The 26,989-nt window shown below is 37.8% G+C and carries 29 protein-coding genes and 4 pseudogenes; 18 read left to right on the top strand and 15 right to left on the bottom strand.

From position 1 onward, the window contains the following. Nucleotides 1-711 precede the first annotated feature (711 nt). On the bottom strand, nt 712-2,088 hold the full coding sequence (locus BMF77_RS19045) for a DUF697 domain-containing protein (protein ID WP_148767083.1): 1,377 nt from the start codon (nt 2,086-2,088) through the stop codon (nt 712-714). Nucleotides 2,089-2,415: 327 nt separating this feature from the next. Here BMF77_RS19045 and BMF77_RS19040 point away from each other — a divergent pair, with 327 nt between their 5' ends. The 4 genes and pseudogenes from BMF77_RS19040 to BMF77_RS19025 all read left to right on the top strand — a co-directional run bounded on the left by BMF77_RS19040 (nt 2,416) and on the right by BMF77_RS19025 (nt 5,323). After that, nucleotides 2,416-3,474, top strand: a complete 1,059-nt coding sequence (locus BMF77_RS19040) for a PstS family phosphate ABC transporter substrate-binding protein (protein ID WP_148764989.1) — start codon at nt 2,416-2,418, stop codon at nt 3,472-3,474. Nucleotides 3,475-3,489: 15 nt separating this feature from the next. Continuing rightward, nucleotides 3,490-4,272, top strand: a pseudogene (locus BMF77_RS19035) (glyceraldehyde 3-phosphate dehydrogenase NAD-binding domain-containing protein); the annotation flags it as partial. After that, a pseudogene (locus BMF77_RS19030) lies at nt 4,272-4,535 on the top strand (Uma2 family endonuclease); the annotation flags it as partial. The pseudogenes BMF77_RS19035 and BMF77_RS19030, both read left to right, overlap by 1 nt. 329 nt (nt 4,536-4,864) lie before the next feature. Next, the gene (locus tag BMF77_RS19025) at nt 4,865-5,323 is read left to right on the top strand and encodes a hypothetical protein (protein WP_148764987.1); all 459 of its coding nucleotides are present in this window, start codon (nt 4,865-4,867) and stop codon (nt 5,321-5,323) included. Nucleotides 5,324-5,552: 229 nt separating this feature from the next. Here the strand turns inward: BMF77_RS19025 and ureG are convergent, their stop codons facing one another. From ureG to BMF77_RS19005, 4 genes are all read right to left on the bottom strand, one after another. Continuing rightward, nucleotides 5,553-6,149: an urease accessory protein UreG gene (ureG, locus tag BMF77_RS19020; RefSeq protein WP_148764985.1), complete on the bottom strand. Its 597-nt coding sequence runs from the start codon at nt 6,147-6,149 to the stop codon at nt 5,553-5,555. Nucleotides 6,150-6,154: 5 nt separating this feature from the next. Further along, entirely contained in the window at nt 6,155-6,841 is a 687-nt protein-coding gene (locus BMF77_RS19015) for an urease accessory protein UreF (protein WP_148764983.1), read from the bottom strand. Continuing rightward, entirely contained in the window at nt 6,819-7,259 is a 441-nt protein-coding gene (ureE, locus tag BMF77_RS19010) for an urease accessory protein UreE (protein WP_148764981.1), read from the bottom strand. The genes BMF77_RS19015 and ureE overlap by 23 nt, the downstream gene beginning before the upstream one ends. 114 nt (nt 7,260-7,373) lie before the next feature. Then, the gene (locus BMF77_RS19005) at nt 7,374-7,601 is read right to left on the bottom strand and encodes a hypothetical protein (protein ID WP_015080949.1); all 228 of its coding nucleotides are present in this window, start codon (nt 7,599-7,601) and stop codon (nt 7,374-7,376) included. A gap of 78 nt (nt 7,602-7,679) precedes the next feature. Between BMF77_RS19005 and BMF77_RS28110 the strand changes: the two genes are divergently transcribed. After that, a complete protein-coding gene (locus BMF77_RS28110) occupies nt 7,680-7,868 on the top strand; it encodes a hypothetical protein (RefSeq protein ID WP_246862965.1) in 189 nt (62 codons plus the stop codon). Here the strand turns inward: BMF77_RS28110 and BMF77_RS18995 are convergent. Continuing rightward, entirely contained in the window at nt 7,865-9,712 is a 1,848-nt protein-coding gene (locus tag BMF77_RS18995; protein ID WP_148764979.1) for a S8 family peptidase, read from the bottom strand. The two genes, BMF77_RS28110 and BMF77_RS18995, sit on opposite strands and share 4 nt — an antisense overlap. Before the next feature lie 460 nt (nt 9,713-10,172). Between BMF77_RS18995 and BMF77_RS18990 the strand changes: the two genes are divergently transcribed. From BMF77_RS18990 to BMF77_RS18980, 3 genes and pseudogenes are all read left to right on the top strand, one after another. After that, entirely contained in the window at nt 10,173-10,601 is a 429-nt protein-coding gene (locus tag BMF77_RS18990) for a hypothetical protein (protein ID WP_148764978.1), read from the top strand. A 46-nt stretch (nt 10,602-10,647) separates the two neighbouring features. Beyond that, nucleotides 10,648-10,944 (top strand): hypothetical protein, encoded by a 297-nt coding sequence (locus BMF77_RS18985; protein ID WP_015080946.1) that lies wholly within the window; start codon nt 10,648-10,650, stop codon nt 10,942-10,944. 233 nt (nt 10,945-11,177) lie between these two features. After that, nucleotides 11,178-11,333: pseudogene (locus BMF77_RS18980) on the top strand (M50 family peptidase); the annotation flags it as partial. 344 nt (nt 11,334-11,677) lie between these two features. Here BMF77_RS18980 and BMF77_RS18975 read toward each other — a convergent pair. From BMF77_RS18975 to BMF77_RS27405, 4 genes are all read right to left on the bottom strand, one after another. Continuing rightward, nucleotides 11,678-12,142: a transposase gene (locus tag BMF77_RS18975; RefSeq protein ID WP_148764976.1), complete on the bottom strand. Its 465-nt coding sequence runs from the start codon at nt 12,140-12,142 to the stop codon at nt 11,678-11,680. Nucleotides 12,143-12,270: 128 nt separating this feature from the next. Then, on the bottom strand, nt 12,271-12,456 hold the full coding sequence (locus tag BMF77_RS18970; RefSeq protein ID WP_148764974.1) for a hypothetical protein: 186 nt from the start codon (nt 12,454-12,456) through the stop codon (nt 12,271-12,273). A gap of 504 nt (nt 12,457-12,960) precedes the next feature. Beyond that, nucleotides 12,961-14,649, bottom strand: coding sequence for an IS1634 family transposase (locus tag BMF77_RS18960; protein WP_148762023.1), 1,689 nt, complete (start codon nt 14,647-14,649; stop codon nt 12,961-12,963). A 555-nt stretch (nt 14,650-15,204) separates the two neighbouring features. Further along, nucleotides 15,205-15,417 (bottom strand): NIL domain-containing protein, encoded by a 213-nt coding sequence (locus BMF77_RS27405; protein ID WP_148764972.1) that lies wholly within the window; start codon nt 15,415-15,417, stop codon nt 15,205-15,207. A 34-nt stretch (nt 15,418-15,451) separates the two neighbouring features. Between BMF77_RS27405 and leuC the strand changes: the two genes are divergently transcribed. The 9 genes and pseudogenes from leuC to BMF77_RS28100 all read left to right on the top strand — a co-directional run. After that, a complete protein-coding gene (gene leuC, locus BMF77_RS18950; RefSeq protein WP_148764970.1) occupies nt 15,452-16,855 on the top strand; it encodes a 3-isopropylmalate dehydratase large subunit in 1,404 nt (467 codons plus the stop codon). 139 nt (nt 16,856-16,994) lie between these two features. Further along, the gene (gene leuD / locus BMF77_RS18945) at nt 16,995-17,603 is read left to right on the top strand and encodes a 3-isopropylmalate dehydratase small subunit (RefSeq protein ID WP_148764968.1); all 609 of its coding nucleotides are present in this window, start codon (nt 16,995-16,997) and stop codon (nt 17,601-17,603) included. Between the two features lie 91 nt (nt 17,604-17,694). Further along, complete coding sequence (locus BMF77_RS18940) at nt 17,695-18,162, top strand: EVE domain-containing protein (protein ID WP_246862964.1); 468 nt, start codon at nt 17,695-17,697, stop codon at nt 18,160-18,162. Between the two features lie 151 nt (nt 18,163-18,313). After that, nucleotides 18,314-19,576, top strand: coding sequence for a YcjF family protein (locus tag BMF77_RS18935; RefSeq protein ID WP_148764966.1), 1,263 nt, complete (start codon nt 18,314-18,316; stop codon nt 19,574-19,576). A gap of 117 nt (nt 19,577-19,693) precedes the next feature. Beyond that, a complete protein-coding gene (locus tag BMF77_RS18930; protein ID WP_148764964.1) occupies nt 19,694-20,257 on the top strand; it encodes a hypothetical protein in 564 nt (187 codons plus the stop codon). A gap of 91 nt (nt 20,258-20,348) precedes the next feature. Next, on the top strand, nt 20,349-20,831 hold the full coding sequence (locus BMF77_RS18925) for a hypothetical protein (RefSeq protein ID WP_148764963.1): 483 nt from the start codon (nt 20,349-20,351) through the stop codon (nt 20,829-20,831). 74 nt (nt 20,832-20,905) lie between these two features. Then, the gene (locus tag BMF77_RS18920; RefSeq protein WP_148764961.1) at nt 20,906-21,298 is read left to right on the top strand and encodes a DUF2358 domain-containing protein; all 393 of its coding nucleotides are present in this window, start codon (nt 20,906-20,908) and stop codon (nt 21,296-21,298) included. A 43-nt stretch (nt 21,299-21,341) separates the two neighbouring features. Continuing rightward, complete coding sequence (locus BMF77_RS18915; RefSeq protein WP_148764960.1) at nt 21,342-22,532, top strand: TRC40/GET3/ArsA family transport-energizing ATPase; 1,191 nt, start codon at nt 21,342-21,344, stop codon at nt 22,530-22,532. 135 nt (nt 22,533-22,667) lie between these two features. After that, nucleotides 22,668-22,799: pseudogene (locus BMF77_RS28100) on the top strand (polysaccharide deacetylase family protein); the annotation flags it as partial. Here the strand turns inward: BMF77_RS28100 and BMF77_RS18905 are convergent. The 3 genes from BMF77_RS18905 to BMF77_RS18895 all read right to left on the bottom strand — a co-directional run bounded on the left by BMF77_RS18905 (nt 22,787) and on the right by BMF77_RS18895 (nt 23,952). After that, complete coding sequence (locus BMF77_RS18905; protein ID WP_148764959.1) at nt 22,787-22,999, bottom strand: Txe/YoeB family addiction module toxin; 213 nt, start codon at nt 22,997-22,999, stop codon at nt 22,787-22,789. The pseudogene BMF77_RS28100 and the gene BMF77_RS18905 overlap by 13 nt on opposite strands. After that, nucleotides 22,980-23,186, bottom strand: coding sequence for a prevent-host-death protein (locus tag BMF77_RS18900; RefSeq protein WP_148764957.1), 207 nt, complete (start codon nt 23,184-23,186; stop codon nt 22,980-22,982). The genes BMF77_RS18905 and BMF77_RS18900 overlap by 20 nt, the downstream gene beginning before the upstream one ends. Nucleotides 23,187-23,394: 208 nt before the next feature. Beyond that, complete coding sequence (locus BMF77_RS18895) at nt 23,395-23,952, bottom strand: Uma2 family endonuclease (protein ID WP_148764955.1); 558 nt, start codon at nt 23,950-23,952, stop codon at nt 23,395-23,397. A gap of 6 nt (nt 23,953-23,958) precedes the next feature. Here BMF77_RS18895 and BMF77_RS28750 point away from each other — a divergent pair, with 6 nt between their 5' ends. Continuing rightward, complete coding sequence (locus tag BMF77_RS28750) at nt 23,959-24,093, top strand: hypothetical protein (RefSeq protein WP_256370317.1); 135 nt, start codon at nt 23,959-23,961, stop codon at nt 24,091-24,093. Nucleotides 24,094-24,431: 338 nt separating this feature from the next. On the opposite strand, the gene BMF77_RS18890 is transcribed toward BMF77_RS28750, so the two are convergent. Continuing rightward, complete coding sequence (locus BMF77_RS18890; protein ID WP_148764953.1) at nt 24,432-25,664, bottom strand: murein transglycosylase A; 1,233 nt, start codon at nt 25,662-25,664, stop codon at nt 24,432-24,434. Beyond that, a complete protein-coding gene (locus tag BMF77_RS18885; RefSeq protein WP_148764951.1) occupies nt 25,657-26,970 on the bottom strand; it encodes a proton extrusion protein PcxA in 1,314 nt (437 codons plus the stop codon). Before BMF77_RS18885 ends, BMF77_RS18890 begins: the two co-directional genes overlap by 8 nt. Nucleotides 26,971-26,989 lie beyond the last annotated feature (19 nt).

Raw genomic sequence — 26,989 nt, 5'->3', positions numbered from 1 at the left:
TTCGGACTTTTCAATAATACTAGATTTAGTCTTGATTAAACCTTAAAAACCATAGACACTCTAGAATTTAATCTAGGAATACATAGTTTATAGTGTCGCATTTAACACAATTTTCCAGCTTATCAAAGCTTAGTACAGTATATAAGGTTTTGGTAACAATAACCTTGTCTACAAGGATAGAGATAAGAACAGCAAAGTTCTTAGGCTGAAGTATTGCAGAAGTGCCAGTAGAGTCACTTATTTTACCAGGATGTGGATTTTATTGTTGAGTATATGATTTTATGATTTAAGCTGTATTGTTCTATAGTTTTTTATTTGTCAGAATCAGGTGGTTATCGAGCGAAGTCGAGATAAATATATCATTGTGTTATATCCCCGATTTCTTGAAGAAGTCGGGGATCTTGTTTTGGATGTTATTGGATGATTTTTGGTGGGGAGTTGGTGATTTTATTTGTCTGAATCAGGATACTCAGGATTAAAGGATTTACAGGATGTTATTGGATGATTTTTTGTGGGAAGTTGGTGATTTTATTTGTCTTATTAAACTCTCATATTTTCAATTTGAAAATTGATTATTAAATATTAAATGAATATTTAAAATATGACATTTAAAACCAACATCCTGTAAATCCTAAAATCCTGGATATCCTGATTCTGACAATTGAGAGATTCATATCCCCGACTTCTTTAAGCAGTCGGGGATATGGAAGATTAAACCACAACTTCCACTGGTTTGGCTTCCGGTAACAACCGCTTCACACCTTGCTTGACAAAAGCTTCCAAAACAGCCATTTTTTGATTTTGCTGGAATACAGTTTGCAAAACTTGACGCAGTTTGTCGAGATTTAACGCACTTCCCGATTCTAAAGCAATTTCTTGCTGTTCAAAATATGCTACTAAACTTAATCCCGCTACTCTTGTGAGGTAAGCAGCACTAACTCCCTCTACCATTCCCCCAGCGACAAAAGTAGCAACATTAGTTTTCAGAATACCTGTTACAGCCCTAGTTGAAAGTTCCACTAAACCTAATTTCAACATCAAACTTCCCATAGTTCCCGCTACTTGTTGCGCTTGTTCCCAGGAAATTTTCTGCTGATAAATATTACCCAAATCTATCACCATTTGAGCAGTAATCGCCGCAGTAGCGAGAATATCTAAAGCAGGTACGGGATTAGCAAAAGCTGCCGCCGCTGCAATCCACTGATATTGTTCTATAAAAGGTGTAGCTTGATCTCTTCTCACACCATTTAAACAATTTTTGGCTTCAGCTTTGAGTAATAATACCTTGCGATTTGTGGTATTACAAACTAGCTGTTCTCCTTGCTGTCCCACAACCGCTGCTAATTGTTGTGTCAATTGCTGGATATCTGGCGTTGGTTGTTCCATCCATTCTTGGCAAGAACCATCTTCTTCATGTTTCCGCACTTTTACAGGTACGGGAGAAGCCGCAGTCGCAACTACATTTGCACCAATGCGCTGTTTTAATGATTGAAAAACTGTAGCGCGTTCATCAGGTTGATATTGATCTTGTTTGTTGAAAACCAGCAAACTTGGTTGTTTTGTGGCTTTTAGCTGTTGTAAAACCTGAAATTCTGAATCTGTTAAATCACCGTTGGTCAGAAATAAGACAAAATCAGATTTCTGCATTTCCGATAAAGTGACAACATCGGAATTTTCACCAGCTACGGAAAATAAAGGCGCTGTTTCCGCAAAATGCAAAGACATTCCCGGAATAGTTGGGGCAGTTTTTAGAACTTCAATAACTGTACTTTTACCTACGGATTTACCACCAGTAACGGCCAGGTTAATTTCCTTTCTATCCAGTTCTAAGGGCAATTTAGCGAGATTTTCGCGGAGAATTGCTAGGTGAGGATGATTGACTGCTTCTTGTGCCAGTTGATTAATTATTACTTGGGTTTGAGCGATCGCTTTATCCACATCTGCCCGATTGACAACTATATCATTTAGCTGTTCACCTAATTGGGGCTGATTTTTATTGAACAACCACAAACCCCCACCGACAGCCAAAGCACTCAGGAGTCCGAATTCTCCCACTTGCACCATTGAATCATGCCAACTGTCTAACATCCACAGGGAGAACGATAGTCCTAGTCCTCCCACTAAAATCGGTCGCTGTAACTTCACAATTGTGATTCTCCACGCGAGGAAAAAGCTTTTACCTCACTTTAGTCCAAAACCTGCTACTCGGATTGAGGTTGGTGAACAAACGTCTTTTGATGTTGGAGCAGAGTAAGCAGCTAAAAGCATTTTTTTTGCTATGTATAAACAACACATCAATTTTTCTTAATTAATTGTTGTATCTAGTGATAAAGTCAATGTTAACATATTAACTTTTCTTGAAATGACAGGTAGATAGGATAAATAGTCTGCTCACTAATTATACAGGTGAAATCAGTGAATAAAACAGCAAGCCAATTAGTCTTAACTTTCGGAATACTAGCATTGACAAGCAGTTTTACAAATACGCTTGGTCTTGCCCAAAATATTCAAAAACCAAATGAAGCGACAAAAGTTACTAACTCTGCCACTGACGCACTTATCAAAGTAGATGGTTCTAGTACCGTATATCCCATTACCCAGTCCATAGCTAAAGCATACCAAGCCAACCTAAAAAATAATAGTCAAATACAAGTAAATATTTCCGGTACTAGCGGTGGGTTTGAAAAATTTTGTACTCGTAAAATAGATATCAGTAATGCTTCTCGACCAATTAACCAGTCAGAAATGGCAGCTTGCAAGAAAAATGGCGTAAGTTACATGGAGTTACCCATAGCTTTTGATGCCCTAACCATTGCTGTTCACCCTCAAAACACTTGGGCAAAAGACATTACAGTAGCCGAATTGAAAAAAATCTGGGAACCTGCGGCTGAAGGAAAAATTACAAAATGGAATCAAGTCCGAGATTCTTGGCCAGACCGCCCAATTAAATTATATGGTCCTGGTGGTAAGTCTGGAACTTATGATTATTTTACCGAAGCAATTGTCGGTAAAGCCAAAGCCAGTCGCAAAGATTACACAGCCAGTGAAAATGATGAAGTTTTAGTTACTGGTGTTAATAAAGATCCTAATGCTTTGGGTTACTTTGGTTATGCCTACTACCAAGAAAACAAAGATAAGTTAAAAGTTTTAGCAGTTAATAGTGGTAAAGGTGCCGTTTTACCATCACCAGAAACAGTAGAAAAAGCCAAATATCAACCACTTTCTCGACCTCTATTCATATATGTCAATCTTCGGTCTAGTAAAAACAAAACTTTAGTGTATAACCTTGCGGATTTCTACATTAAAAATGCGGCAAAAATAGTCAGTTCTGTTGGCTATGTTCCCTTATCAGAGGAAGCTTACAAACTTAATTCTATCCACTTGTATAAAGGCAAAGCCGGAACAGTATTTGGTGGTAAATCGGAGTTTAACCTAACTCTTGGGCAATTGTTACGCAAACAAAAGCAATTTTAGTAATTAATAAAAATCATGACAATTAGAGTAGGAATCAATGGATTTGGGCGCATGGGCAGGTTATCCGTTCGTGCTGCTTGGGATTACCCAGAAATGGAATTTGTCCACATTAATGAAACCAAAGGTGGAACAGAAGCCGCAGCACATTTACTCAAATTTGATTCTGTACATGGGCGTTGGACACCAGAAGTAGAAGCGGTCAAAAACCAAGTTGTTATTGATGGTAAATCCCTGAGTTTTACTGAATATTCCCAACCGGGTGAAGTTCCTTGGGAAGATTTTGGGGTTGATATAGTTTTGGAATGTTCTGGTAAGTTTAGAACCCCCGCTACCCTTGACCCCTATTTTAAAAGAGGTGTGCAGAAGGTAATTGTTGCTGCACCTGTTAAACAAGAGGCTTTAAACATTGTCATGGGGGTAAATGATCACCTCTACCAAGCTGATAAACATCATTTATTAACAGCAGCTTCTTGTACTACTAATTGTTTAGCCCCAGTCGTAAAAGTAATTCATGAAGGTTTAGGAATTAAACATGGAGTAATTACCACAATTCACGACAATACTAATACTCAAACCATTGTAGATGCACCTCATAAAGATTTGCGTCGGGCTAGGGCTACAAGTATGTCATTAATTCCCACTAGCACAGGTTCAGCCACAGCTATTGGGTTAATTTATCCAGAATTGAATGGTAAATTAAATGGTTTAGCCGTGCGTGTACCTTTGTTAAATGCTTCTCTCACAGATTGTGTATTTGAAGTTGAACGTTCGACCACAATAGCCGAAGTTAATGATCTATATTACTTTTAATTGAAATTTCTAATTCTACTTTGAAATATGATCGAGAAATAAAATTACCTCTTTATGCAGAAGCAGGTATTTCTGATTATTGGATATTTAATTTAAGCAAATACTGTTTAGAGTGTTACAGTGAACCTTATCAAGATTCCCAAGGTAATTTCGATTATCGTCGTAAATTAATTTTATTACCTAATGAGTCTGTCAAATTGCCATCTTTCCCTGATTTAGTTTTGGATTTATCTAAAGTATTTCCTGGGTAAATAAGGAAAGCCTTCATATAGAATAGGAAAGATAGCAGTGAGAATTAGCAGAAAAACAAACTGGTGAAATGCAGGCTTTTTTGCATCTATACAGGTAACGATTTAGTAATTTATCGGAATAGTTCTTAGTGGAGGGTTAAAGGAATTTCAAAAATAAGTATACATATTCTTGTTAAGTGTAAAAACTATTAAGTACCGTATATGATAAAATTACTATCATATAATTCCCTTCTTGGATTGACAAGAATATAACTAAAGGCTACACTCTAAGTGTGGGAAAAGTTTTTAAAAACTTCATAGATTAAAAGTTAGCCTAGCAAATCATAGCCATGCTGACACTTATTTCCAATAAAACTGTTCCTGATTTGCGAGATCAGGGACTCCTATTCATTGACACAAAAGGAATCGTCTTTATTATGGCACAAAAGACCAATCTTCAACCACTTCATGTTGAAATTAGCAATTCTGAAGTTTCCGCAAATCTAGAAGTCTCTGTCACTCTAGACTTGAGGGTCATTAATCCAGCATCTTCTAGAAAATATCTCACTGTAACAGATATAAGTAAAATACTCTATAAACAGACTGGAGAAAAATGGAAATATCAGCGTGTCATTGAGACGCTGGCAAAGATGGGATATATCACGAAACTTAAGGATAACTGGCAATGGCAACCAACTGAAAAAGCAAAGCAGTTTGCAGACTTTACTAGTGGAGTTCTCAAATGGAGTCCAGAGGTAATTCACTTAATTCTACAGCAAATACCTCAACAGTTGAGATTAGCTGTTTAAAGGATACATTTGAGGCTTGATTTTTCTTGAGTTCCTAGGGTGAGTTATGGGTTAGGTGCATTTCTAGAAATATTGATAATCGAGGAAGCACCGTAACTCACCATTAATAAACTGTTCATAAAATATCTTTACACTGTTGCATGATTGACGAGAAATAATATGACATCCTGAAAATCCTTTAATCCTATAAATCCTGATAGCGAAGCGTGGCGTTAGCCATTTCAAACAATTAACAAATAGCTGCATTCACAAACTGAATTACATCTCCTAAACCAGCTTGAGTTTTCAGATTTGTAAAAATAAAAGGCTTATCACCGCGCATTTTTTTTGCGTCTCTTTCCATCACATTCAAATCAGCACCCACATAGGGAGCAAGATCAGTTTTATTAATCACTAATAAATCAGATTTAGTAATACCTGGTCCACCTTTGCGGGGAATTTTATCACCAGCAGCCACATCAATGACATAAATGGTTAAATCTACTAATTCAGGACTAAAAGTAGCCGCTAAATTATCTCCACCACTTTCTAAAAAGACTAAATCTAAATTGGTAAATTTCTCTTCTAATTGTTCAATTGCGGCTAAATTCATAGAAGCATCTTCACGGATAGCAGTATGGGGACAACCTCCCGTTTCTACTCCTAAAATGCGATCACTTGACAAAGCCTGAGAACGGACTAAAAACTGAGCATCTTCTTGAGTATATATATCATTTGTCACCACAGCTAATTGATATTTTTCCCGTAAATTCTTACATAAAGCATCTACTAAAGCCGTTTTTCCTGAACCTACAGGACCCGCAACTCCTACTCTTAAAGCCGTCATAATTTTTAACTCCTAAACAATCTAGTATATTGGGTTTCGTGCTGCATACTCGCTAAAGACAAACCCCAATTACAACATCCTAAATCATCATCTTCCATTGTCAAAATCTCCCCCACAGTAGTAATTAATAAAGGTTGTAAACCCAGTAATAACTCCTGTCCCGCAGTTTGTCCCAGCGGAATAAGTTTGATACCAGCGGTAATTAAATTATTCGCCCAACTGTGTAAATAAGCTAATAAAGCAGCTTGAATATTTATATCCCAATGAGCGCAAGCTATAGCAAATGCGATCGCATAATTGCCAGGATAACCCACAGCATTCACCACAGGTAAAATTTCCGGTTCTAACTTCCCTAATAATTGCATCAGAGAACGTCCCATTTGCCAACTAGCAGCCCGTAATTCTTCCGTATCTCTCGCAGCAGATAACCATAAATTCCACCGCTTTAAAGCCGACCTATCACCTAATTTGACAGCATGAAAACCCCTCACCATTATCGCTGCATCTAGGCGAATTGAGCCATAAATTAATTCAGAGTTTAGCCAATCTTTGAGATTTTCTATATTCGTAATAGTACCATTTTCTATTAACATCTCCAACCCTTCCGAATAGCCATAAGCACCAACGGGTAAAGCTGGACTTGCTAATTGTAAGATTGTCAAAAAATGGCTATGCGTGAGAGTGATTTCCATAAGCCCCTAATTCTGGTTGAAAAGGTAAAATTTCTTCTTTAATTTCTAACCCTAATTGGATTAACATAGCAGCTAAAACTGCATCTGGAGATAAGCGTAAATAAGTCGAAGTTATTTCTACAGGAACATGACGATTTCCTAAATGATATGCAGCCCTTAATAATAAAGGAATTTCTGCTAATACAGTTAAAACAGGTTCAGGTTTAGCAATAATTCTCATATAAATACTTTCGGTTTCATCTGTGAGAATATCGCTATCATGTAATACTGTACCTCTAGCTAACCGCAAAAAAATCTCCTGACCATCTGCTAATATAAATTTATGACGGCTACGAGTTCGTTCTTCCGCAGTTAGTGAAAGAGTGATATTCACTATAGCATTAGTATTAGGTGGTTGACGTTGGGTAAAAGTCAGCATAGTTCCCGAAATTAACTTTAATTTGTGAATATTGCAAGAGTTAGATCCCCGACTTCTCTAAGAAGTCGGGGATCTAATTGTTCATAACTGATTTAGGATAGCTATAGGCGTAAATTATGTCATAACTTCAAAAGAATGAACTTCTAGAATAGAACCAATCATCGCTGCTGTCATTAAATCTTCTCGAACTTTTCCGGTTATTTTGGCTTTTTGTCCTGATTTAAGTAAGTTTTTATCAGCACTTTTTGAGATTTCGTATGTAACACCATCTTCTGTTACAAAAGCCCAAGCACCAAGCCCAATATTCCGACGTTCAATAGTACCTGTAGCTGTAATAGTCATTTGTTAGTTGTCAGTTGTTAGTAGGGGCGAAGCATTTGAAAGATAAATTATCGGTCATTGCCAAAAATAGTTCTCCAAATGCTTCGCCCGTACAGTTGTCAGTTGTTAGTAGGGGCGAAGCATTTGGAAGATAAATTATCGGTCATTGCCAAAAATAGTTCTCCAAATGCTTCGCCCGTACAGTTGTCAGTTGTTAGTTGGTTAGCAATGGATAATAGGAAAAAATCTTACCAATTACCAATTACCAATTACCAATTACCTAATTAAGCAGTTTGTCCGTCTTTTTTCAATGCTAACTGGGCTAGTCCATAACAAAGTAAAGCATTAACAAGAAGGAAAATTCGAGCTAGGTTACTATTTCCTAAACCCCAAACGGCAGGATCATAAACAGCACTAACGGTCAGAAAAGCTGTTATTCCTAAAGTTGCACCAATAGCAAACCATTTCCAACTAGGATGTCCTAAAAATAAGGCTATTAAAACAAAAGGAATTAAAACACTGGCAAAAAAAGGATTTAATGCGTCTGTTCCCTGTAAAGTGTTGCCTAGTTCGGGAATGGAACTACCTAAAACCCGGAAAGGCCATTGAGGAAGATCAAAGATATAAAATCCTTTGAGGAAGAATAAGCCAGAACTGCCGAAAGTTAAGCCGCTGAATAAAGACCAACTCCAAGTGAAGGGGAAGTAAACCCGTAAGAACCAAGCTAGAAGATAAGAACCTAGTACCATGAATATTTTAGGCACTAAAGCGATCGCTCCGCCATCTATCCAAAAGCCGGGATTAAGATAACCCTGTTCTCGCAACCACCGGAAAAAGTCAGGAACACTAATTATACCGTCGCTGGCCAATTTAACTGCGGCTTCGGCGTTGAGTTGTCCAGCCCCATAATAGTTCAAACCGTCGTCTTGAATGACTCTGGCTGACTGTTGGAGAACTTGCAAAATTTCATCGGGTTCTTTGATTCCCAAAGCTTTGATTAATGCCGCTACACCCGCAACGTGGGGAGAAGCCATACTTGTGCCTTGAAGTCCGAGAAATACGCCTTCACCTTGTTCATTAATAGTTTCTTGGAGAATTGTCCCAGTTTCACTCCCTCCAGGGGCAGAAATATCCACACCCGCACCATAGTTAGAATAGGATGCTCTTTCACCGTCAGGTCCAAAAGCGGAAACGCCAATAACATGATCATAACGGGCAGGATAGCTTACGCCGTTGGTGTTTTCATTACCTGCGGCAGCAATGATAGTTGCACCTTTGTTATGGGCATATTTAACCGCATCTTCCATGAGTTGGCTTTCTCCAGCACCACCTAAGCTCATGTTAATGATGTCTGCGCCGTTATCAGCCGCAAATTTGATGGCTTCGGCAATGTCGGCTACTGTTCCTGCACCGTCAGCATTTAATACCTTTAAGGGCATGAGGCTGGCTTCATAGGCAACTCCAGCGACACCATAGGCGTTATTGGTAGCTTGGGCAACTGTACCGGCGACATGAGTACCATGGCCGTTGTCGTCTTTGGCTGCCTCTGTGTCGTTGACAAAATCATAGCCTTTGACAAATTTGGTTTCATATAAGTCGCGGACTTTGGTAATGCCAGTATCAATTACGGCAACAGTGATACCACTACCTTTACTCCGAGTCCATGCCGCTTCTACGCCGATTTTGTGTAAGTTCCACTGTTTGCTATAATACTGGTCATTTGGACCAGTTAAAGACGAACTTGGTTCTTCATTTTGCTGCGGTGCTAACAGTTCTCCTAACCAAGTGGCTTGTCCTTGGGGGACGATTTTGTAAATGTAATTTGGCTCGATAAATTCTGTAACTTTGGCAAAGGAAGATTTTCTTAAATCGTTGAGTCTTTGGCGATCGCCTTTGATAACATATACATGGTCCACCGCTGAATATTTATTATCCAGTTGCGGGGTAACATGATATTGTTGAGCGATCGCTTGTAGATCCTTCTCAATCACATTTTCTGCCACATCTTCCCGAAAATCTAGCAAAATTGTCTCAAACTCACCTTTAGCTGCCAGTCCCTGAAAATTCAGAAACCCAAACACAGCAGCAGTCAGTCCAATGACAAACAAGCACAATAATAGCAGTTTTTTCATTTTTTTCTCTTATATCCCCGTCCTCAAAGAAAGACAGAACGGAGAGGGAATTTTCTTACTACCATAACTCATACAAGTAGGTTGGCGTTGAAAATTGTCGTCATAGCACTAGGCTTGAGGCAATACTTCGACTTCGCTCAGTAACCAGAGGCAAGAGTAAAGAAGTTTTCAGCGATTTTACATCTCTTTACACAGTTTGGTTTTATTGTATTCACCTACTTAGTAGGTACATTCAATTAATTCTGGGGTATGGTGGCGTGAGTCGAGGGAAATCCGATGATAAATTACTTAATATACTAATATTATATAATACATTAAATTTTGTATCTTTGCTTATGACCTATATTTATATTGGATATTGTAAAATGGTATTTGGGAGATTTTAGAGCAAATTATATTTGCTTAACTGTTTTCTAATTAAATTAACGACGCTCCTCTCAAAGAGGCATTACGAATTATTATGGAACGTGGTCTTTTATGGTTGCCTCTGTTAGTAGCATTTTTCTGGTTAGCGTGGCAAGGTTCACAGGAATTTAAGAAACTTCAAGCTTATCAAATTTGGGCAGAACAATTTGAACGGGCTAAATATGATATTTATGCAGTGTTAGCTCAAAAAGGTGATGATATCACTTGGGGAAAACCCACAACTAAAGGACCAATTGAATTAGAAACTTTTTCTTTGTTGGATGTTCAAGAAATTCGTTTTTTAGTAAATGGTAATGCCGTAGATATAGAAAATCCCCCCCCCAAAGGTCGAAAAATTGAATTAGAGTTTTTATTAACTACTCCTAAATCAATTTGTGTTCCATTTACAGAAGTTCCCCTCGCAGCAGAATGGGGTAAGTTTTTACAGAGGACATTAAAGAATTTGCAGATGCAAACACCGTAAAAAATTATGAGGGTATATAGCCCCTTTCAGTTATCAGCACATAATTATGAGATCCAGAATTGAAAATAACATTTTATTTATTCACCATGAAGACGTACCAGAATTTAAAAAAGGCGGTTCTGTAGTTAGAAATTCCTACTTTTGGGCTTTACGTTCCATTGCTGGACGTGCTAGACGTTATCATGATTGGGAATACGAATCAGAAGTTTGGTTAGCACTAGAACGAATGCTTTTATCATTTACTGAATCTGGGTATTTAGGTTATAAAGAAACAATGTTAGAGTTTCCCTTATCACAAGGTGAAATTCCTACTGTGTTACGGAATGCAGCCACTTGGGAATAAATTACCATTTCCTCTTATTTGCTATTCCTACTTGCTCAGAGAAGTAAATTAGGATAGATGTAAGAATATTCAGCTAAGTAGGTCGGCGTTAAAAAATCAATCTATGTAACGAAATATAAATTAACGAATACCTTATAAATAGGGTGTTTCACGGTTTTTACAAAACTAAACATATATCGATTTTATTGGGCCGACTTACTTAATTAGTGTAATTATGCACAGGAGAGTCACTAATGAGAGAACCCAGTAAAAAGTTCAAACCTTTATTTACTCAAGAAACACCAACAGAAGTAGAACAAATGGGGCTAACCTGGTTAGTAGCCGCGGCTATAGTCACAGCAATTATGTGGCAGATACCCATAGGTAATTACATTTTATACCCATTTTCGTATCGGCTCAATAAATAGGGGTAACAGAGGAAAATAAGTGCAACGAGGTACACACAGTGTCATCAGCAATTCTCATTTTGAAAAAAATAAAGTATTAACCCCGATTTTGGAATTCAAAATATAGTACAAAATAACTATTTGTTAGCGATTGCCTCTGGCTAAAAAAACAGTCGGGTTGAAAAATAAGTATAAATACTCAATAAACTAGAGAGATTGCTTGACAACGAATGGGGAAAATTCAGTTCGTCGTTCAGGTTTTAGAATAGAGAATTCAAGGGAAATAAAAATTTATAATTGTTGTCAGATGACTGTCCGTTCGCTCATTTTAGAAATCAAAGAAGGAATTAAGTCTTGCATGGTAAGAGATGTAGTTGATAAAGAGACTCAGGCAATTTCATCAGTGAAAGAATCTGTCGTTGAAGATCACAAAGAGGCATAACAAAGATGGTAGAATCAGGGAGAGAGTAAAAAGTTAGGTTGCAAAAAGGCTTAAGTAATTGTTCAGTAGAAGGACGCGCAGTGGCTCGCTTAGGATTACCATGACGTTTGAGAATAGCCTCAATTTTTTCATCGAGTTGTACTAAATCCTTTCCCGGTTTGGCAGCCAGCTTCAAAAGAGCATTTTCAGCCGCGTTGAGACGTTGTTCTAAACCTCGGAGTTGAGAATTAGCGAAGTTTTCGGAGTAAACTACTAGATAGCGTTCATGCCAACGCACCCACTGACGTGTTTCTGGGTTCAGCATTTCTATTTGTTTGAGCCATTCTACTATCACTGGTATGTCGTCTATTCGCTCTGAACTTATTTCCACTGTTTTATTCTCCTTCCCCTCAACTCCCCTGATAATACCCTACTCCTCTCCCGCTTCAATCCTTCCTTCGCTCTGTGGAGAACAAAATCTCTGTCTTCCTTTTTCTTCAAGACTTTAATTCCTGTTGTCTATTCAAAATCAGCGAACGGACAGTTCTCAGATTCAAACACCAACTTAGAGGTACGTGCTGGTTTAGTATTAATCGAATACGTCTCTGTAACTCCTTTGTCAAACTGGAGGGTGATCGATAACTCCTTCTTCCGTTGATTTTCGGCTGCTTCATTCAAAGATGTAACTAGTACTATTTCGCTCATTTTACGTACCCTTCAAATAATTGATATTACCAAATCAAGACCTACGCAACTGGCACATTAGTAGGGTGTGCCAGATATCAACAATCTGTTTATTTGCAGGATTTATACAGTCTGACGCACCCTACAATACAACAGATTCTTAGTGTGACACTTACGTAAGTGCTATTAAAACCCACATTCCGCACCCCAAAATGTTACAGAGGGAAATTACGGAGATGAAAATCAAAGGGAGCATCAAAACAAACAGATAAAGTGAAAAAAGGCATTTGAGAAACAGTAAATCACCAAAAATGTCATCAAAATCTATTCTCAATAAGAAGCAATAAGAATGCACACCACCTGGAGAGGTCAATAGATAAGTGAAAGAAGATATTCAAGAAACAATTATAAGTTAGACTAATCAATTAAAGTAAAAAACGAAATTATAGACATAGTAAAATGGAGCTATAAATCAAAGAGATTAGCTCATCTTTACAAGAGAAATTAAATTGATAGAGATGATAATTAGCTGACTAATTGATAGTAACGTAAACAATCATCTGGTAAAAGACTCAAGATAAAATCTCTGTCCTTATTCCAATTAGAAATATGTTTCTCCTGATTGAGTGTAACCAAATGAATACACTGAAAGCATTGAAAAATCCAGCGTAAAGTAGGACGATTAGTTGCTTTGCCTAATTGATTTTTAATTGTTGATTTAGACTCCAAAAGAGCATTTCTAATATGACGTTGAGCCAAAGTATAAACCAGTAGACATAAACCCATAATCATTCCCAAAGACTCTATTCTCTCAGGACTTTTGAGGAAAATACTGTCGGCAAAAAATAATGGGTCTTTGAGAAAACCAAACCCCCTCTCACATGACTGCTGGGCTTTATATTCACTTAGCATAGAATCATTGCTTAGTTCCTGTGAATCTAAAACATTTGTCGCAATAATAAAACGTCCCGCACTCAGCAATTCTGTATTAATTTTACTTTCATCCTGGGAGACTGTAGCTGATATTTGATAGGATATTTCTCCTGAAGTATCTTTTTTATTAGATTTTACTTGAGTCACCGTACTTTCGTGAATTTGATGATATTTGAATTGTTTTGATAATTTTGATAATGCCTTGATAGCATCTGCAACACATGCAAATCTCTCTTGTGATAACTTTTTCAAATCTTGCACAGCTTTTGATTCTGCTTTGGTAATTTTTTGTGTGAGCTTATGCAGGTCTGATTCTTTTCTTTCTTGACTTTGCACTACTAACCATCTTTGTTCTATCCCTGCATAATTTTGGATTTTTGATGCTAATTTATATCCTGGTATTGTACTATCAATAAATTCTGATTCTGCTAATGTTGATATTAATGTTTTTGCTGCTTTTATGCTTAATGGTACTCGACATAACCAACGTAATTCTGACATCATTTTCAGGTTTGATTCTGTATATAAAGCAGCGTCAGCAACCATGAGACTATTAACTTCTAATTGTTTTTGATATTCTACTGCTATTTGACCAAAACATGATGAATCTGCTTGATTTCCCGATGCTAGTTTTAAAAATATTGGGATGTCTCCATCTCCTGAACATATCATTTCTATGATGAATTGTTTTAAATCTGGTCTATGGTCACGGGAATAACCGTAGGTGATGGTTATTTCTTTTGGTGATTTTACTGCTAATTCTTCTAATTCTTGGTTATTTCCTACTTTTTGACTCTCAAATATTACGAATGGTAAGCTAGTGTTATACTGCCCATGCACGTGCATTGATGATGAGTCTAGATGTGATGTTGATAGTGATACTCCAAATTTTTGAGCAGCTTTTAAGGCTATGATAAAAAAGATTGTATCTAAGCCTTTTATAAACAGTTTATCCATGACTCTCCCCAATTTATCGTCGTTAAGATATTCTGGTTTTACTCCTGTTCCTATTAGATGCTCACAGGCGATTGTTTCAAAATATTGGGGAAACATATATAACGGTTTGGAGACAAATCCTAACCCGTTTATTATCATGGCTTTTACCACTTGACCTGCATTTACTTTTTCGTCTTTTTCGACTCCTATTAATTCATTTATTATTTCTACTATTCCGATTGAATCTATGATTCCTGCTACTATCCCTAGATGGTCTATGTTCTCAATTTCTATTTCTTGAGGTTTTAATTTCACAACAGTTTCCTCTAATACTTCTGTTGTCATCAATTATTTCTTATTTGGTTATCAATTCATTTTTTTCTTTTGTTACCAAGTTTCACTTTATCACACCACGTCCCTTTTAATGCTACTTATTCTTATTAAGCATCTTAATTTTTGAATTGGCTTTAGTTATTATGTACTACTTTAAGGGCTTTTTTGATCTGTGACAGTTTGGGGTGCGGAATGTGGGTTAAAAATGAAGAGTATCATATTTGATTATTTAGTTAAATACTACAAACACTTATTTGACATAAAAAGTTACAAGCGCAAATATTGAGTTTTCTTATACTAGTAATTTGCGTGTATTGGATAGTGCTATAGCTTAATATAAGCAATTTACAGAAAAGATCGGTTTCGCAAGGTATACAGAACTTACGCAACTGGCACATTGGTAAAGTACATCACAACGCAAAAATTTATCAAAGAAACGGATTGTTGATATCTGATGCACCCTACAATAGATTTTTGGTGTGACATTTGCGTAAGTCATAGTATAAAAATAATCCACACGCGCACTGAGGGGTGTACTTCATTTAATTGAAATATGCTGTATAATTTTCACCAATCACTAATGCTATTTTCATCCCAAACTTGCAATTTCAATTCTTGCAAATAATTTAACCCATTTTGAATTTGTGTTTCTGTTCCTTGTAAATCTAAGTCAAACCAACCTTGCCTCTTGCCTAGTGCTATGACGACAATTTCCAACGCCAACCTACTTATCAGATCATGATCAACTACATTCTCTAATGTGACATTTTTCTGATACAATCAGAAATCCGACTCCTTTAACATAGATTGACGTATGAGCAAGGGTACACTATTTGACAAAGTTTGGGACTTACACACCGTTGGTACAATGCCATCAGGATTAACGCAACTATTTATTGGACTACATCTTATTCATGAAGTTACAAGTCCCCAAGCCTTTGCGATGCTCAAAGAAAGGGATTTAAAAGTATTATTTCCAGAACAGACTATAGCCACAGTTGATCATATTGTTCCCACAGAAAACCAAGCCCGTCCCTTTGTGGATAGCATGGCCGAAGAAATGATTCAGGCATTAGAAAAGAATTGTCAAGAAAATGATATAACTTTTTACAATATTGGTTCAGGGAATCAAGGTATAGTTCACGTCATTGCCCCGGAATTGGGACTGACCCAACCGGGAATGACCATCGCTTGTGGAGATAGCCACACATCAAGTCATGGTGCATTTGGAGCGATCGCCTTTGGTATCGGTACAAGCCAAGTTAGAGACGTTCTCGCCTCCCAAACCCTATCATTATCAAAATTAAAAGTCCGCAAAATCGCCGTTAACGGCAGATTAAAACCCGGAGTTTACGCCAAAGACGTAATATTGCATATTATCCGAATCCTGGGCGTAAAAGGTGGTGTAGGCTACGCTTACGAATTTGCCGGCACTACTTTTGAGCAGATGAACATGGAAGAACGGATGACAGTTTGTAACATGGCCATAGAAGGTGGTGCAAGATGCGGATACGTCAACCCCGACAAAATTACTTACGATTATCTAAAAAATAGAGACTTTGCCCCCAAAGGTGCAGACTGGGAAAAAGCTGTTTCTTGGTGGGAATCTCTCAGTAGTCATGCTGATGCCGAATATGATGATGTCGTAGTATTTAATGCCGAAGACATTCCCCCCACAGTCACATGGGGAATTACACCAGGTCAAGGAATTGGCGTAGATGAAAAAGTCCCCACAGCCGCAGAACTCCCAGAAGAAGACCGCTTTATCGCCGAAGAAGCATATCGCTACATGGATTTATATCCAGGTCAACCCATTCAAGGAACAAAAATTGATATCTGCTTCATTGGCAGCTGCACCAACGGACGCATAAGCGACCTCAGAGAAGCCGCCAAAATCGCCCAAGGTCGCCAAGTTGCCAAAGGTGTAAAAGCCTTTGTAGTTCCCGGTTCAGAACGAGTCAAAAAAGAAGCGGAAGCCCAAGGACTAGATAAAATCTTTGTTCAAGCTGGCTTTGAATGGAGAGAACCAGGTTGTTCCATGTGTTTAGCCATGAACCCCGACAAACTCCAAGGCAGACAAATCAGCGCCTCCTCCTCCAACCGCAACTTTAAAGGCAGACAAGGATCATCATCCGGTCGCACGTTGTTAATGAGTCCCGCAATGGTAGCCACAGCAGCCATAAAAGGCGAAATTGGCGACGTGCGCGAGTTGTTATAAAAATCTTGTGGGGTGGGCATACTTCGACAAGCTCAGTACAAGTCTTGCCCGCCCAATACAGGCTAGAAGCCTGTACTACAAAAACCCCTTCTTTTCTTCTTCCTTCGTGTCCTTAGTGCCTTCGTGGTTCATTAATATTATGGTAAGTGAAGTCAAACAAATATCCGGTAACGCCGTTCCCCTCATTGGTAACGACATAGACACCGACCGAATTATCCCCGCCCGCTACTTAAAAGCCATCACCTTTGACGACTTAGGAGCAGGCGTATTTGTGGACGATAGAAAAGCCTTAAATGGTGAACACCCATTTGATCAAATCCATTACCAAGGCGCGAAAATCCTCATAGCTAACCGCAACTTTGGCTGTGGTTCATCACGAGAACACGCGCCCCAAGCCCTGGCTAAATGGGGAATTAAAGCCCTGATTGGTGAAAGCTTCGCGGAAATCTTTTTTGGTAACTGCGTGGCAATGGGAATACCATGCGTAACTGCTGAATGCGAAGTAGTTAAACAGTTGCAAGAATTAGTTATCGCTAATCCTCAAGAAGTCCTTACCATAGATTTGGAAAAATTGCAAGTACAAATTGGTGATTTTACTGCCTCAGTTGTCATAAGTGAAGGGACAAGAAGCGCTTTTATTGCGGGAACTTGGGACGCTTGCGGACAGTTGGTAGCAAATGCCCAACAGGTAAAAGCAACAGCAGCAAAATTACCTTACATTGCTTGGGGTCATTTAGCAGCTAGTTAGTCGGTGATCTTTTTGCCTCTGTGGTAGTATTTTATCGAACCACAGAGGCACAGAGAACACAGAGAAAAGATCATATTGAATTAATTATTAGATGAATGCAATTAATTATTGGTTAATGAAGTCAGAACCAGCAGTTTATAGTATTACTGACTTAGAACAACAACGAGAAACAATTTGGGACGGTGTGCGTAATTATCAAGCCCGGAATTTTCTCAGACAAATGCACATAGGAGATTTAGCATTTTTCTATCATTCTAATGCTGAACCTCCGGGGATTTTTGGCTTAATGCGAGTTGTGAAAACAGGTATTGCTGACCCGACACAATTTGATATAAATAGTAAATATTATGATAGCAAATCAACTATTGAATCTCCCCGTTGGCAAACTGTGAAAGTGGAATTTGTGGAAGTTTTTAGTAATCCACTTTCACTATCAACACTCAAATTAAAGTTTAGTGATGATGAATTATTAGTAGTGAAAAAAGGTAATCGTCTATCAATCACTCCTGTCATAGAATCAGTCGGAAGTAGGATTTTAGAAATGGGAAGATATATTTAGCAATCCTAAAATAAGATATTAAAATCTCTTCCTTCTCTACCTCTGTGTTCTCTGTGCCTCTGTGGTTCGATATCAGTTCTTTGTCGGTAAAATAGTATGATATATATAGTTCCTAAAAATATTCTCTATCAAATTGTAGGGAGTGAAATTTATGACTGAACAAGATAATAATAACTCCTGGAAAAAAAAGATAACTGGGGTTTTTAATCAAGCTACCGATAAATTAACCCAACTTTTACCAATAGAACAAGTTACACAAACTGTAGGACAATGGTTTAGTGTGAGTGATACTCAAGTTGCGGAAATTCTCGAAACTATTCGGGCTGAATTACCAACTACGGAAGCTTTGCTATTAGGAAAACCCCAAGCGGGTAAAAGTTCGATTGTCAGGGGTTTAACTGGGGTATCTGCGGAAATTATCGGCCAGGGTTTTCGTCCTCATACCCAAAATACCCAACGTTACGCATATCCTGCTAATGATTTACCATTGCTGATTTTTACAGATACGGTAGGTTTAGGAGATGTCAGTCAAGATACTGAAGCTATTATTCAGGAATTAATCGGCGATTTACAACAGGAAACAAATAAAGCTAGAGTTTTGATTATCACTGTCAAAATTAATGATTTTGCAACTGATACTTTGCGGCAAATTGCTGAAAAATTACGACAGCAATATCCAGATATTCCCTGTTTATTAGTAGTAACTTGCTTACATGAAGTTTATCCGTCAGAAGTTGCCAATCATCCTGATTATCCCCCAGATTTTCTAGAATTGCAGCGGGCATTTATCGCCATTAAAGAAAATTTTTCAGGTTTATATAATAGTGCGGTTTTAATTGATTTCACTTTAGAAGAAGATGGTTATAATCCTGTATTTTACGGTTTAGAAGGACTGCGAGATAATTTAGCCCAACTCCTCCCAGAAGCAGAATCAAAGGCAATTTATCAATTATTAGATCAACAAGCTGGCGAAAAATTAGGTAATATTTATCGAAACGCTGGCAGACGTTATATTTTGCCATTTTCTATCATGGCGGCAACTCTGTCCGCTGTGCCTTTACCTTTTGCGACTATGCCCGTTTTAACTGCCTTGCAGGTGTCCATGGTGGGATTGTTGGGTAAATTATATGGACAGACTATCACACCATCTCAAGCTGGGGGTATTGTCAGTACCATTGCCGGTGGTTTTGTCGCCCAAGCGGTAGCACGGGAATTAATTAAATTTATCCCTGGTTTTGGCAGCGTTATTGCGGCATCGTGGGCAGGGGCTTATACATGGGCTTTAGGTGAAGCTGCTTGTGTGTATTTTGGCGATTTAATGGGTGGGAAAAAACCCGATCCTCAAAAAATTCAAGCAGTCATGCAAGAAGCCTTTACAGGGGCAAAAGAACGGTTTAAGGGGATGAAAAGTTAAAGAGGGTTTCGCGCCCAGACGCTAAGGAGCAAAGGCGCAAAGGAAGAAATTTTTGGAAATTTGAAGTTTTAATTATCCAATAAGCGTTACTCTAGACGGTAAAGTTCAAATATTATTATGACACCGGAAGAAATAGCAGGTACGTTAACAGAGTTATTTAGTGCTGAAGTTGTAAAATCTATTGCCCCTGGTTCTTGGCAGGTAGAAACTCCTGATTTTCGGTTATTGGTGCTGCTTTCAGATGATAATTCTTGGTTGCGAGTATTGCTGCCAATTATGCCTTTACAAGAAGCCGCAGCATTTCTCACCCAGTTTCTAGAAGCTAATTTTGATGATACCCAAGAAGCACGGTATGCTGTATATGATGGGGTAGTATGGGGGGTATTTCAGCATAATAGTGGCACTTTAAGTAATGCAGATTTTGCTAATGCCATCGCTCGCCTGATTTCATTATATCAAGTCGGTGTTAATGATGTTTTTAATAATTTAGTAGAAACTCGTATGCGCGAAATTATTAAAGCAGCTAAACAACAGGGACAATCTCTCGAAGCCACTATGCAAAATTTAGACCGTTTTTATGCAGAAGGATTATTAGGAGATATTGACCAAAACCCCCAGACAAGATTACAAGTTTTAGCGGCTTGGCAACGACAATTGGAACGTCTTTGGGTGGAAATGTAAAGAAGGTAATCGGGAAATAGGGGAGATATTTACCAATTACAAATAACAACATCGTAAAAATTATTAAAGCAAACTCTAAGGAATCCGGGGAATGACACTTGCAGAAATCCAAACTCAAATCAAAAACCAAGTAGCTAAAATTGAAGAGCAACAACAAGCATTGCTAGATTCTCAAAAAGAATTATCTTTGCTTTTGGAGAAGAAAAAAATCATGGAACAAGTAGCATACAAAAAAATTAAAGCAGCCGTCCAGTTATTAAGAGAAGCCCAAGCTGATTTAGAGTTTACGAATGAAGATATTCTCGACATAACTAAATCAAAAATGATTAGCCCTGAAGGAGAAAATGACTTTGACATAGAAGAATATAACCAGAATAGTTTAATTTTAGGGTCTATAGAAATTGATCTAGAAAAATCTGAGCTTAGTATTGCAGAAGGTCAAAAAGAATTGGTCAATGCCTTAACGGAGAAACTAGATGATTTTGAATTTGCTTTATCCTGTTTACCTGTAGAAGAAAGAGATTGTGCAAGAGTAAAGCTACAATCTATCATAGGTAATTTTGTAAAGCAGTAATAAACGACCGGATCAATTCCTAAAACTGCTTAACTTCCGCAATAAATTTATTACCACCAGCAAAACATCAATTTATGGATATTGTTGAAACTCTTAAAGCCGATTATGCTAGATTTCCGGTAAATCAAACTTACAGCATTTATGCCCATGATGTTTATTTTCAAGATGCTGTTTTCAAGTTTCGGGGAATTGAACTTTACAAATGGATGATTAAATTCATTCAAACTTTTTTCTCCAATCTCAAACTAGATTTACATAATATCCAATCTCAGCAAGAAAATATTAAAACTGAATGGACTATGAGTTGGAATTCTCCTTTACCTTGGAAACCTCACATTTCTGTTTCTGGTTGGAGTGAATTACGTCTAAATGCTGACGGTTTAATCGTTTCCCATATTGATTATTGGCACTGTTCCCGTTTGGATGTCATTAAGCAGCATTTCATTTCTGTGAAAAATCAATCATAATGTAAATAAATGTAAACAAAATTCAGGCAGTAAGGAATCATTGATGCGAGTAATTTTAATGACAGGGAAAGGTGGCGTGGGTAAAACCTCCGTTGCCGCAGCCACTGGACTCCGTTGTGCAGAACTCGGCTATCGGACATTGGTTTTAAGTACGGACCCAGCCCACTCCCTTGCTGATAGCTTTGACGTTGAATTAGGCCATGATGCCCGCCTTATTCGTCCTAATTTATGGGGTGCAGAATTGGATGCACTGCGAGAATTAGAAGGTAATTGGGGGGCTGTCAAACGCTATATTACCCAAGTTTTACAAGCCAGTGGTTTAGACGGGATACAAGCGGAAGAGTTAGCAATTTTACCAGGCATGGATGAAATTTTCGGCTTGGTGAGAATGAAACGTCATTATGATGAAGGGGAATTTGACGTTTTAATTATTGATTCTGCCCCGACTGGTACAGCATTACGGCTGTTAAGTTTGCCTGAAGTTGGCGGTTGGTATATGCGTCGTTTTTATAAACCGTTCCAAAATATTTCCGTAGCCCTAAGACCATTTGTAGAACCTATTTTTAAACCCATTGCTGGTTTTTCTTTACCAAATAAAGAGGTAATGGACGCACCTTATGAGTTTTACGAGCAAATTGAAGCTTTGGAAAAAGTTTTAACTGATAATACTCAAACCTCAGTCCGTCTAGTTACCAATCCCGAAAAAATGGTAATTAAGGAATCTCTTCGCGCTCACGCTTATCTAAGTTTGTATAATGTAGCCACAGATTTAGTTATTGCTAACCGGATTATTCCTCAAGAAGTTACAGATCCATTTTTCCAACGGTGGAAGGAAAATCAAGAACAATACCGTCAAGAAATTCACGACAATTTTCTCCCTCTCCCAGTCAAAGAAGTCCCTCTCTACTCTGAAGAACTGTGTGGTTTAGCAGCTTTGGAAAGGTTGAAAGAAACTCTGTACAAAGATGAAGATCCAACTCAGATTTATTATAAAGAAACCACAATCAGAGTGGTAAAAGATAATAACCAATACAGTTTGGAACTTTATCTACCCAATATTCCTAAAAGCCAAATTCAACTGAAAAAAACGGGAGATGAATTAAACATTACTATTGGCAATCATCGCCGTAATTTGGTATTACCTCAAGCTTTGGCAGCACTGCAACCAGCAGGAGCAAAAATGGAAGATGATTATCTGAAAATTCGCTTTGCTGACAATGTAAATTCTATCTAAACTTTCAAAACTTTTAGATCCCCGACTTCTTCCTTGATTGTGTTAAGAAATTATAATTAATGCGAAGAAGTCGGTGATCTTACCCAACTATTTATTAAATAACCTGAATTCTTACGTACAAATTTATTTTTAACAATGGAATTTGCACCTCTATTTCCCCTTGTTTATCGGCTTCTCCAACCCACTTTTCCCCATTGTCTATGGTGTGGAAACTCCAACAGCAAAACTATCGCCCTCACCTTTGATGATGGACCTCATCCCCAATATAGACGATGTTCTTGATCGATTCGCCGTGACCAGCAGCCAGATAGATCGTGTTTTAGAGCTTCAGGTTGTCCTGTGCCTTCAAATGGATTACGTTGTACTTCACGAATTAGTTTGATGATTTTTAATGCTTTTTTACGGTCGCTTTCGATCCACCAAGCTAAGTCCTCAAAAGCATCTGCATCAAATTCCAAGTTTTTCACAGGCTGCTTCTAAAGAAATTCCATCTTGACGTTTTCTAGCTGTAAGTAATCTTGCTTTCATAGCTGGACTACTCAGTAGATAAGCAGTTTCTCTCTCAGCAATTATTTCTTGCCAAAGGGCAATGGGTACAACTACGGAAACTGTTTGCCCTTCTGAATCACAGATGTATTGTAATGCGTTATTCATAGCGGCCAATATAACTTACTGGATTGCTAATAGTTATAACCGCAAAAGTTTTTATGAAATATTTGCGATTCCTAGGTCGCGCAACGCTTACGCCCTCTCATATCCCAAAAAGCGAACTGCTTGCAGCAGCGCAACGCTTACGCACCCCCCACATCCCCCAAAAAGCGATTCGTACGGAGCTTTTCCACATTCACAAAAATAAATCATGTTATAAATTTAACCAGCTAAATACTTCTTGAACAGTTATATCTAATTCAACCCCTGTAAGAACTGGTAAGCGATCGCTATTTTTAAGTTCCCTAACTCGGCGATCGCTGTCTACTACTAAAATACTCTCATCTTCGGGATCAAGCAACCAACCCAACTCAGTACCATACTCAGCGCAGTGTAGTAATTTGGCTAGGACTTGTTTATATCTCTGATCGGGAGAGAGAATTTCAATAGCCCAATCTGGATGGATTTCAAAACGATTGGCAATCCTTCCTGATGGCAACCGAGGGATTCGCTCCCAAAGAAATACAGCTATATCTGGAACGATCGCTAACCCACCAAAAACACAGCGTAGTTCTGGAAAAGCTTTGGCAATTTTTTGAGGTTTAGTAATTTGATTAATAGTTTCGCATAGATCGATCTGAAGTTGGCTATGTTCCCCTTGAGGCATAGGTTTCTGTGTGATTTGTCCATGAATAAATTCAGAAGCAGGTTCTGTTTCTGGCAATTGCAAAAATTCTCCGATAGTTGTGGGTTTAATTGCTGCAATAGTCATAGCTTTATGCCTTCTCAAACCTCTTTAATTTTAACAGCGATCGCACCCACACCCCAAAAAGTGATTCCTAGGTCGCGCAACGCTTACGCCCCAGGGCAAACGCACCTAAATTCTGTAATCCATGCCCAGCAAGGGTTTTAACTTTTAGTTACAAAACTTAACAATCGTCAAAACCTTTGTCCAGTAAGCATTCTAAAAATAAGATGCGCTTGCCCTGGCTATCGCATTCCCACATCCCCAAAAAGCGATCGCACTCATCAAAAAAGATGATCCTACTATCTATGACCAAGCCTTTCAACAGCAGCTTTTATAGCTTCAAGTAAAATATCCAATGGTATTTCTTGAGCAATAACCGAGCTTTCGCAATCTACAGGCAATATAAAAAGTAGATTTTGAGGATCATCTTGATTGATTAATCATTAAAAGAATGATTTTACTGCACGCAGAGGCGCAGAGGCACAGAGAGTAAGAGTTGGAAATTAGGGTTTTAGTAACAGATAAAATAATTGTCCATTACTGACTGTTACCCCAGCCCTTTCTCCTGCGGCTTCACCTGTTCCTAGAAAGTAATCTACCCTCCCAGCACCTTTAATTGCACCACCTGTATCCTGATCTAAAACGTAACGACTCACCAGCCGATTTTCGATTTTATTACTCTTATTAATATAGGGAAAAGGAGCGCGAATTAATGCTAAAGCACCGGGAGGCATGAGAGATTTATCTGTAGCAATAGAACGTTCTGGAGTTAGTGGTACACTAATAGAACCTTGGGCTGGTTTTCCGTAGGTTTCCTGGAAAAATACAAAACTTTGATCACGAGGAATATAAATATTTAAATCCTGGGGATGTTTGCGGAAATAGTCGAGGATAATGGGCATATTTAACCCTTCTAAGGGAAATTTACCATCATCAACTAATGATCTGCCTAAACTTCGATAATTATAAGCTGTATTACTTGCATAACCGATAGTTGTCTGAGTTCCATCTGTTAATTTGAGTTTGGCTGAACCTTGAATTTGAATCATATAAGGTTCAAGACGATCTTTAAACCAAAATAACTCTAATCCTTTTAATTTCCCTTTGCTACCTTGTAAACCATCTACACCTTCTAATTGTGATCTGCTAGGATGAGGTTTAGCCCAAGATTCTAAGTCAGCAGGAGAACGATAAGCTGGATAGCGAAACTCTTTTGTTGGTTGACGACTGGCTAAATATAAAGGTTCATAATAAGCGGTAAATAAAACTGTTCCTTTATTATCTCTGCCTACAGATTGATAAAAAACAAACTCTTTTTCGATAGCTGCTTGGAGTGCTTGAGGCGATTTTGTGGAAATCAATAATTGCCGAAATCTTTGCAAACTATTATAAACTCTTTCTCTGGTAATTTCTGATTTTTGATAAGCCGTAATTGCCTGTTCTGTTTGTAAATATTGAAGACTGTAATCTATAGATTTTAACAGGGATTTTTTATCATTATAAATTGCCTGATCTAAACAAGAAATATCCTCTTGACAACAGGTAACTGGGACTCTGGGAATCAGTACAGGTAATTTCTTTTTTATTGGATTTACTAACGCTGGTAAATTCCATTTTCCTAACCGACATTCTGGGGGACTAAGTTCTTGATTGGGGAGTGGCTGTATGCCCAGAATCAAACTGGCCATAAATACAGGTAAGCTAATAGTAATGTTAGCAAAATGCTGGTTATTCATTCATGTTATGGTAGGTAGCAACGGCAGAAGGTGAAATCCGATTTAAATAGCGGAAAATCCAATATTTAAAAATCGTATCTAAAATTACGGGAAATGTGGCAATAAATAAGAAAATAAAATCTCGATTGGCTGGTAATCCCCAATGCCGTGATATTCCTTCTAAGAGAACTTCCCAACCGTGAGGAGAGTGAAAGCCGACAAAAACATCGGTAAATAAAATGATAATAAATGCTTTAGCACTATCGCTTAAACCATAGACTACATTATCGAAGAAATCTTTTAATACAGCGATATCAGATTTGCTAACAAGTAATAAGATAGTGAAAGTAATTACCGCGAAAATATCAGCAAATACATTTTTAATGGCATTATCACTTTGTTTGCGAAATTCCTTTTTTACTTCCTCTGCTTTTTCCTTCATTTTTGTTTCTAATTCTTCAGCCCCAAGCGCAGGTGCATTACTAATTAAGGCTTCAAATTTGATTCTTTCTTCAAACCTTTGTAATGCTAATAATCCTTCTTCTTCCATTTCTCCATTTAAGAAAACTTCTACTGTTTTCTCATTTCGGAAATGTTCTACCAATGGACCAACAATTAAAGCTTTGGATAATTGATGAGTCAGAAGAGGAACGATAATAAGTAGCAGTATAAACCGAATTGAGATAATACTTCTTTGTTGGGCTTTACGAAAATTCTTAACTACATTTTGTTCAGATTCTGGATCTAATTCTACTTGTAGCCGCGTAATTGTGCTTAAAATTGAGCGGGGTAAAATACCTGTAGTATTAGTTTTTCCTTTCGTTATATTTTTGGGGGATTTATTTGATGTTTTAGGGATAAATTGTGGAGAATTAACTAAATCTGTGGAAGGTTCAACAGGTTGAGGATGGGAATTTCTATAATTTGTATCTATATCATTATTAGTGTATTTAGATGTAATTTGATCAATGAATTCTAGTTTCTCTAAAATTGATGCTGGGCTAGAATATTCTATCCCCACTTTCATAGCAGCTTTTTGTTTGGATTCATTCGCAAACCACCGACTGGCTTTGAATTCCGTCAGCCGCATTTGTACAGTTTTTAATAACTTTTGCAAATCTCCTTGAAAATAATCCATGACGCTGGTGCTGTGCATGGTAAATTCGGAGTCTATTTTGTTACCATTGAAGTGTTTATCTTCAATTTCCTTAATTTGTATAGCCGCTTGATAAGCTGTATCTAAAGAACGTTCTGGTGTCAGTAGATACCATCTGTAAGCAGCTAGTAAAAAGGGGTATATTTTTTGGCTAAACACGGTATTTTTCATCAAGACAATTATTTGGCAT

It is taken from the genome of Dolichospermum sp. UHCC 0315A (assembly GCF_008121535.1).
Classification (GTDB): domain Bacteria; phylum Cyanobacteriota; class Cyanobacteriia; order Cyanobacteriales; family Nostocaceae; genus Dolichospermum; species Dolichospermum lemmermannii.
The sequence above is the reverse complement of the archived record's forward strand: the minus strand, read 5'-3'. Positions and strand labels throughout refer to the sequence as shown.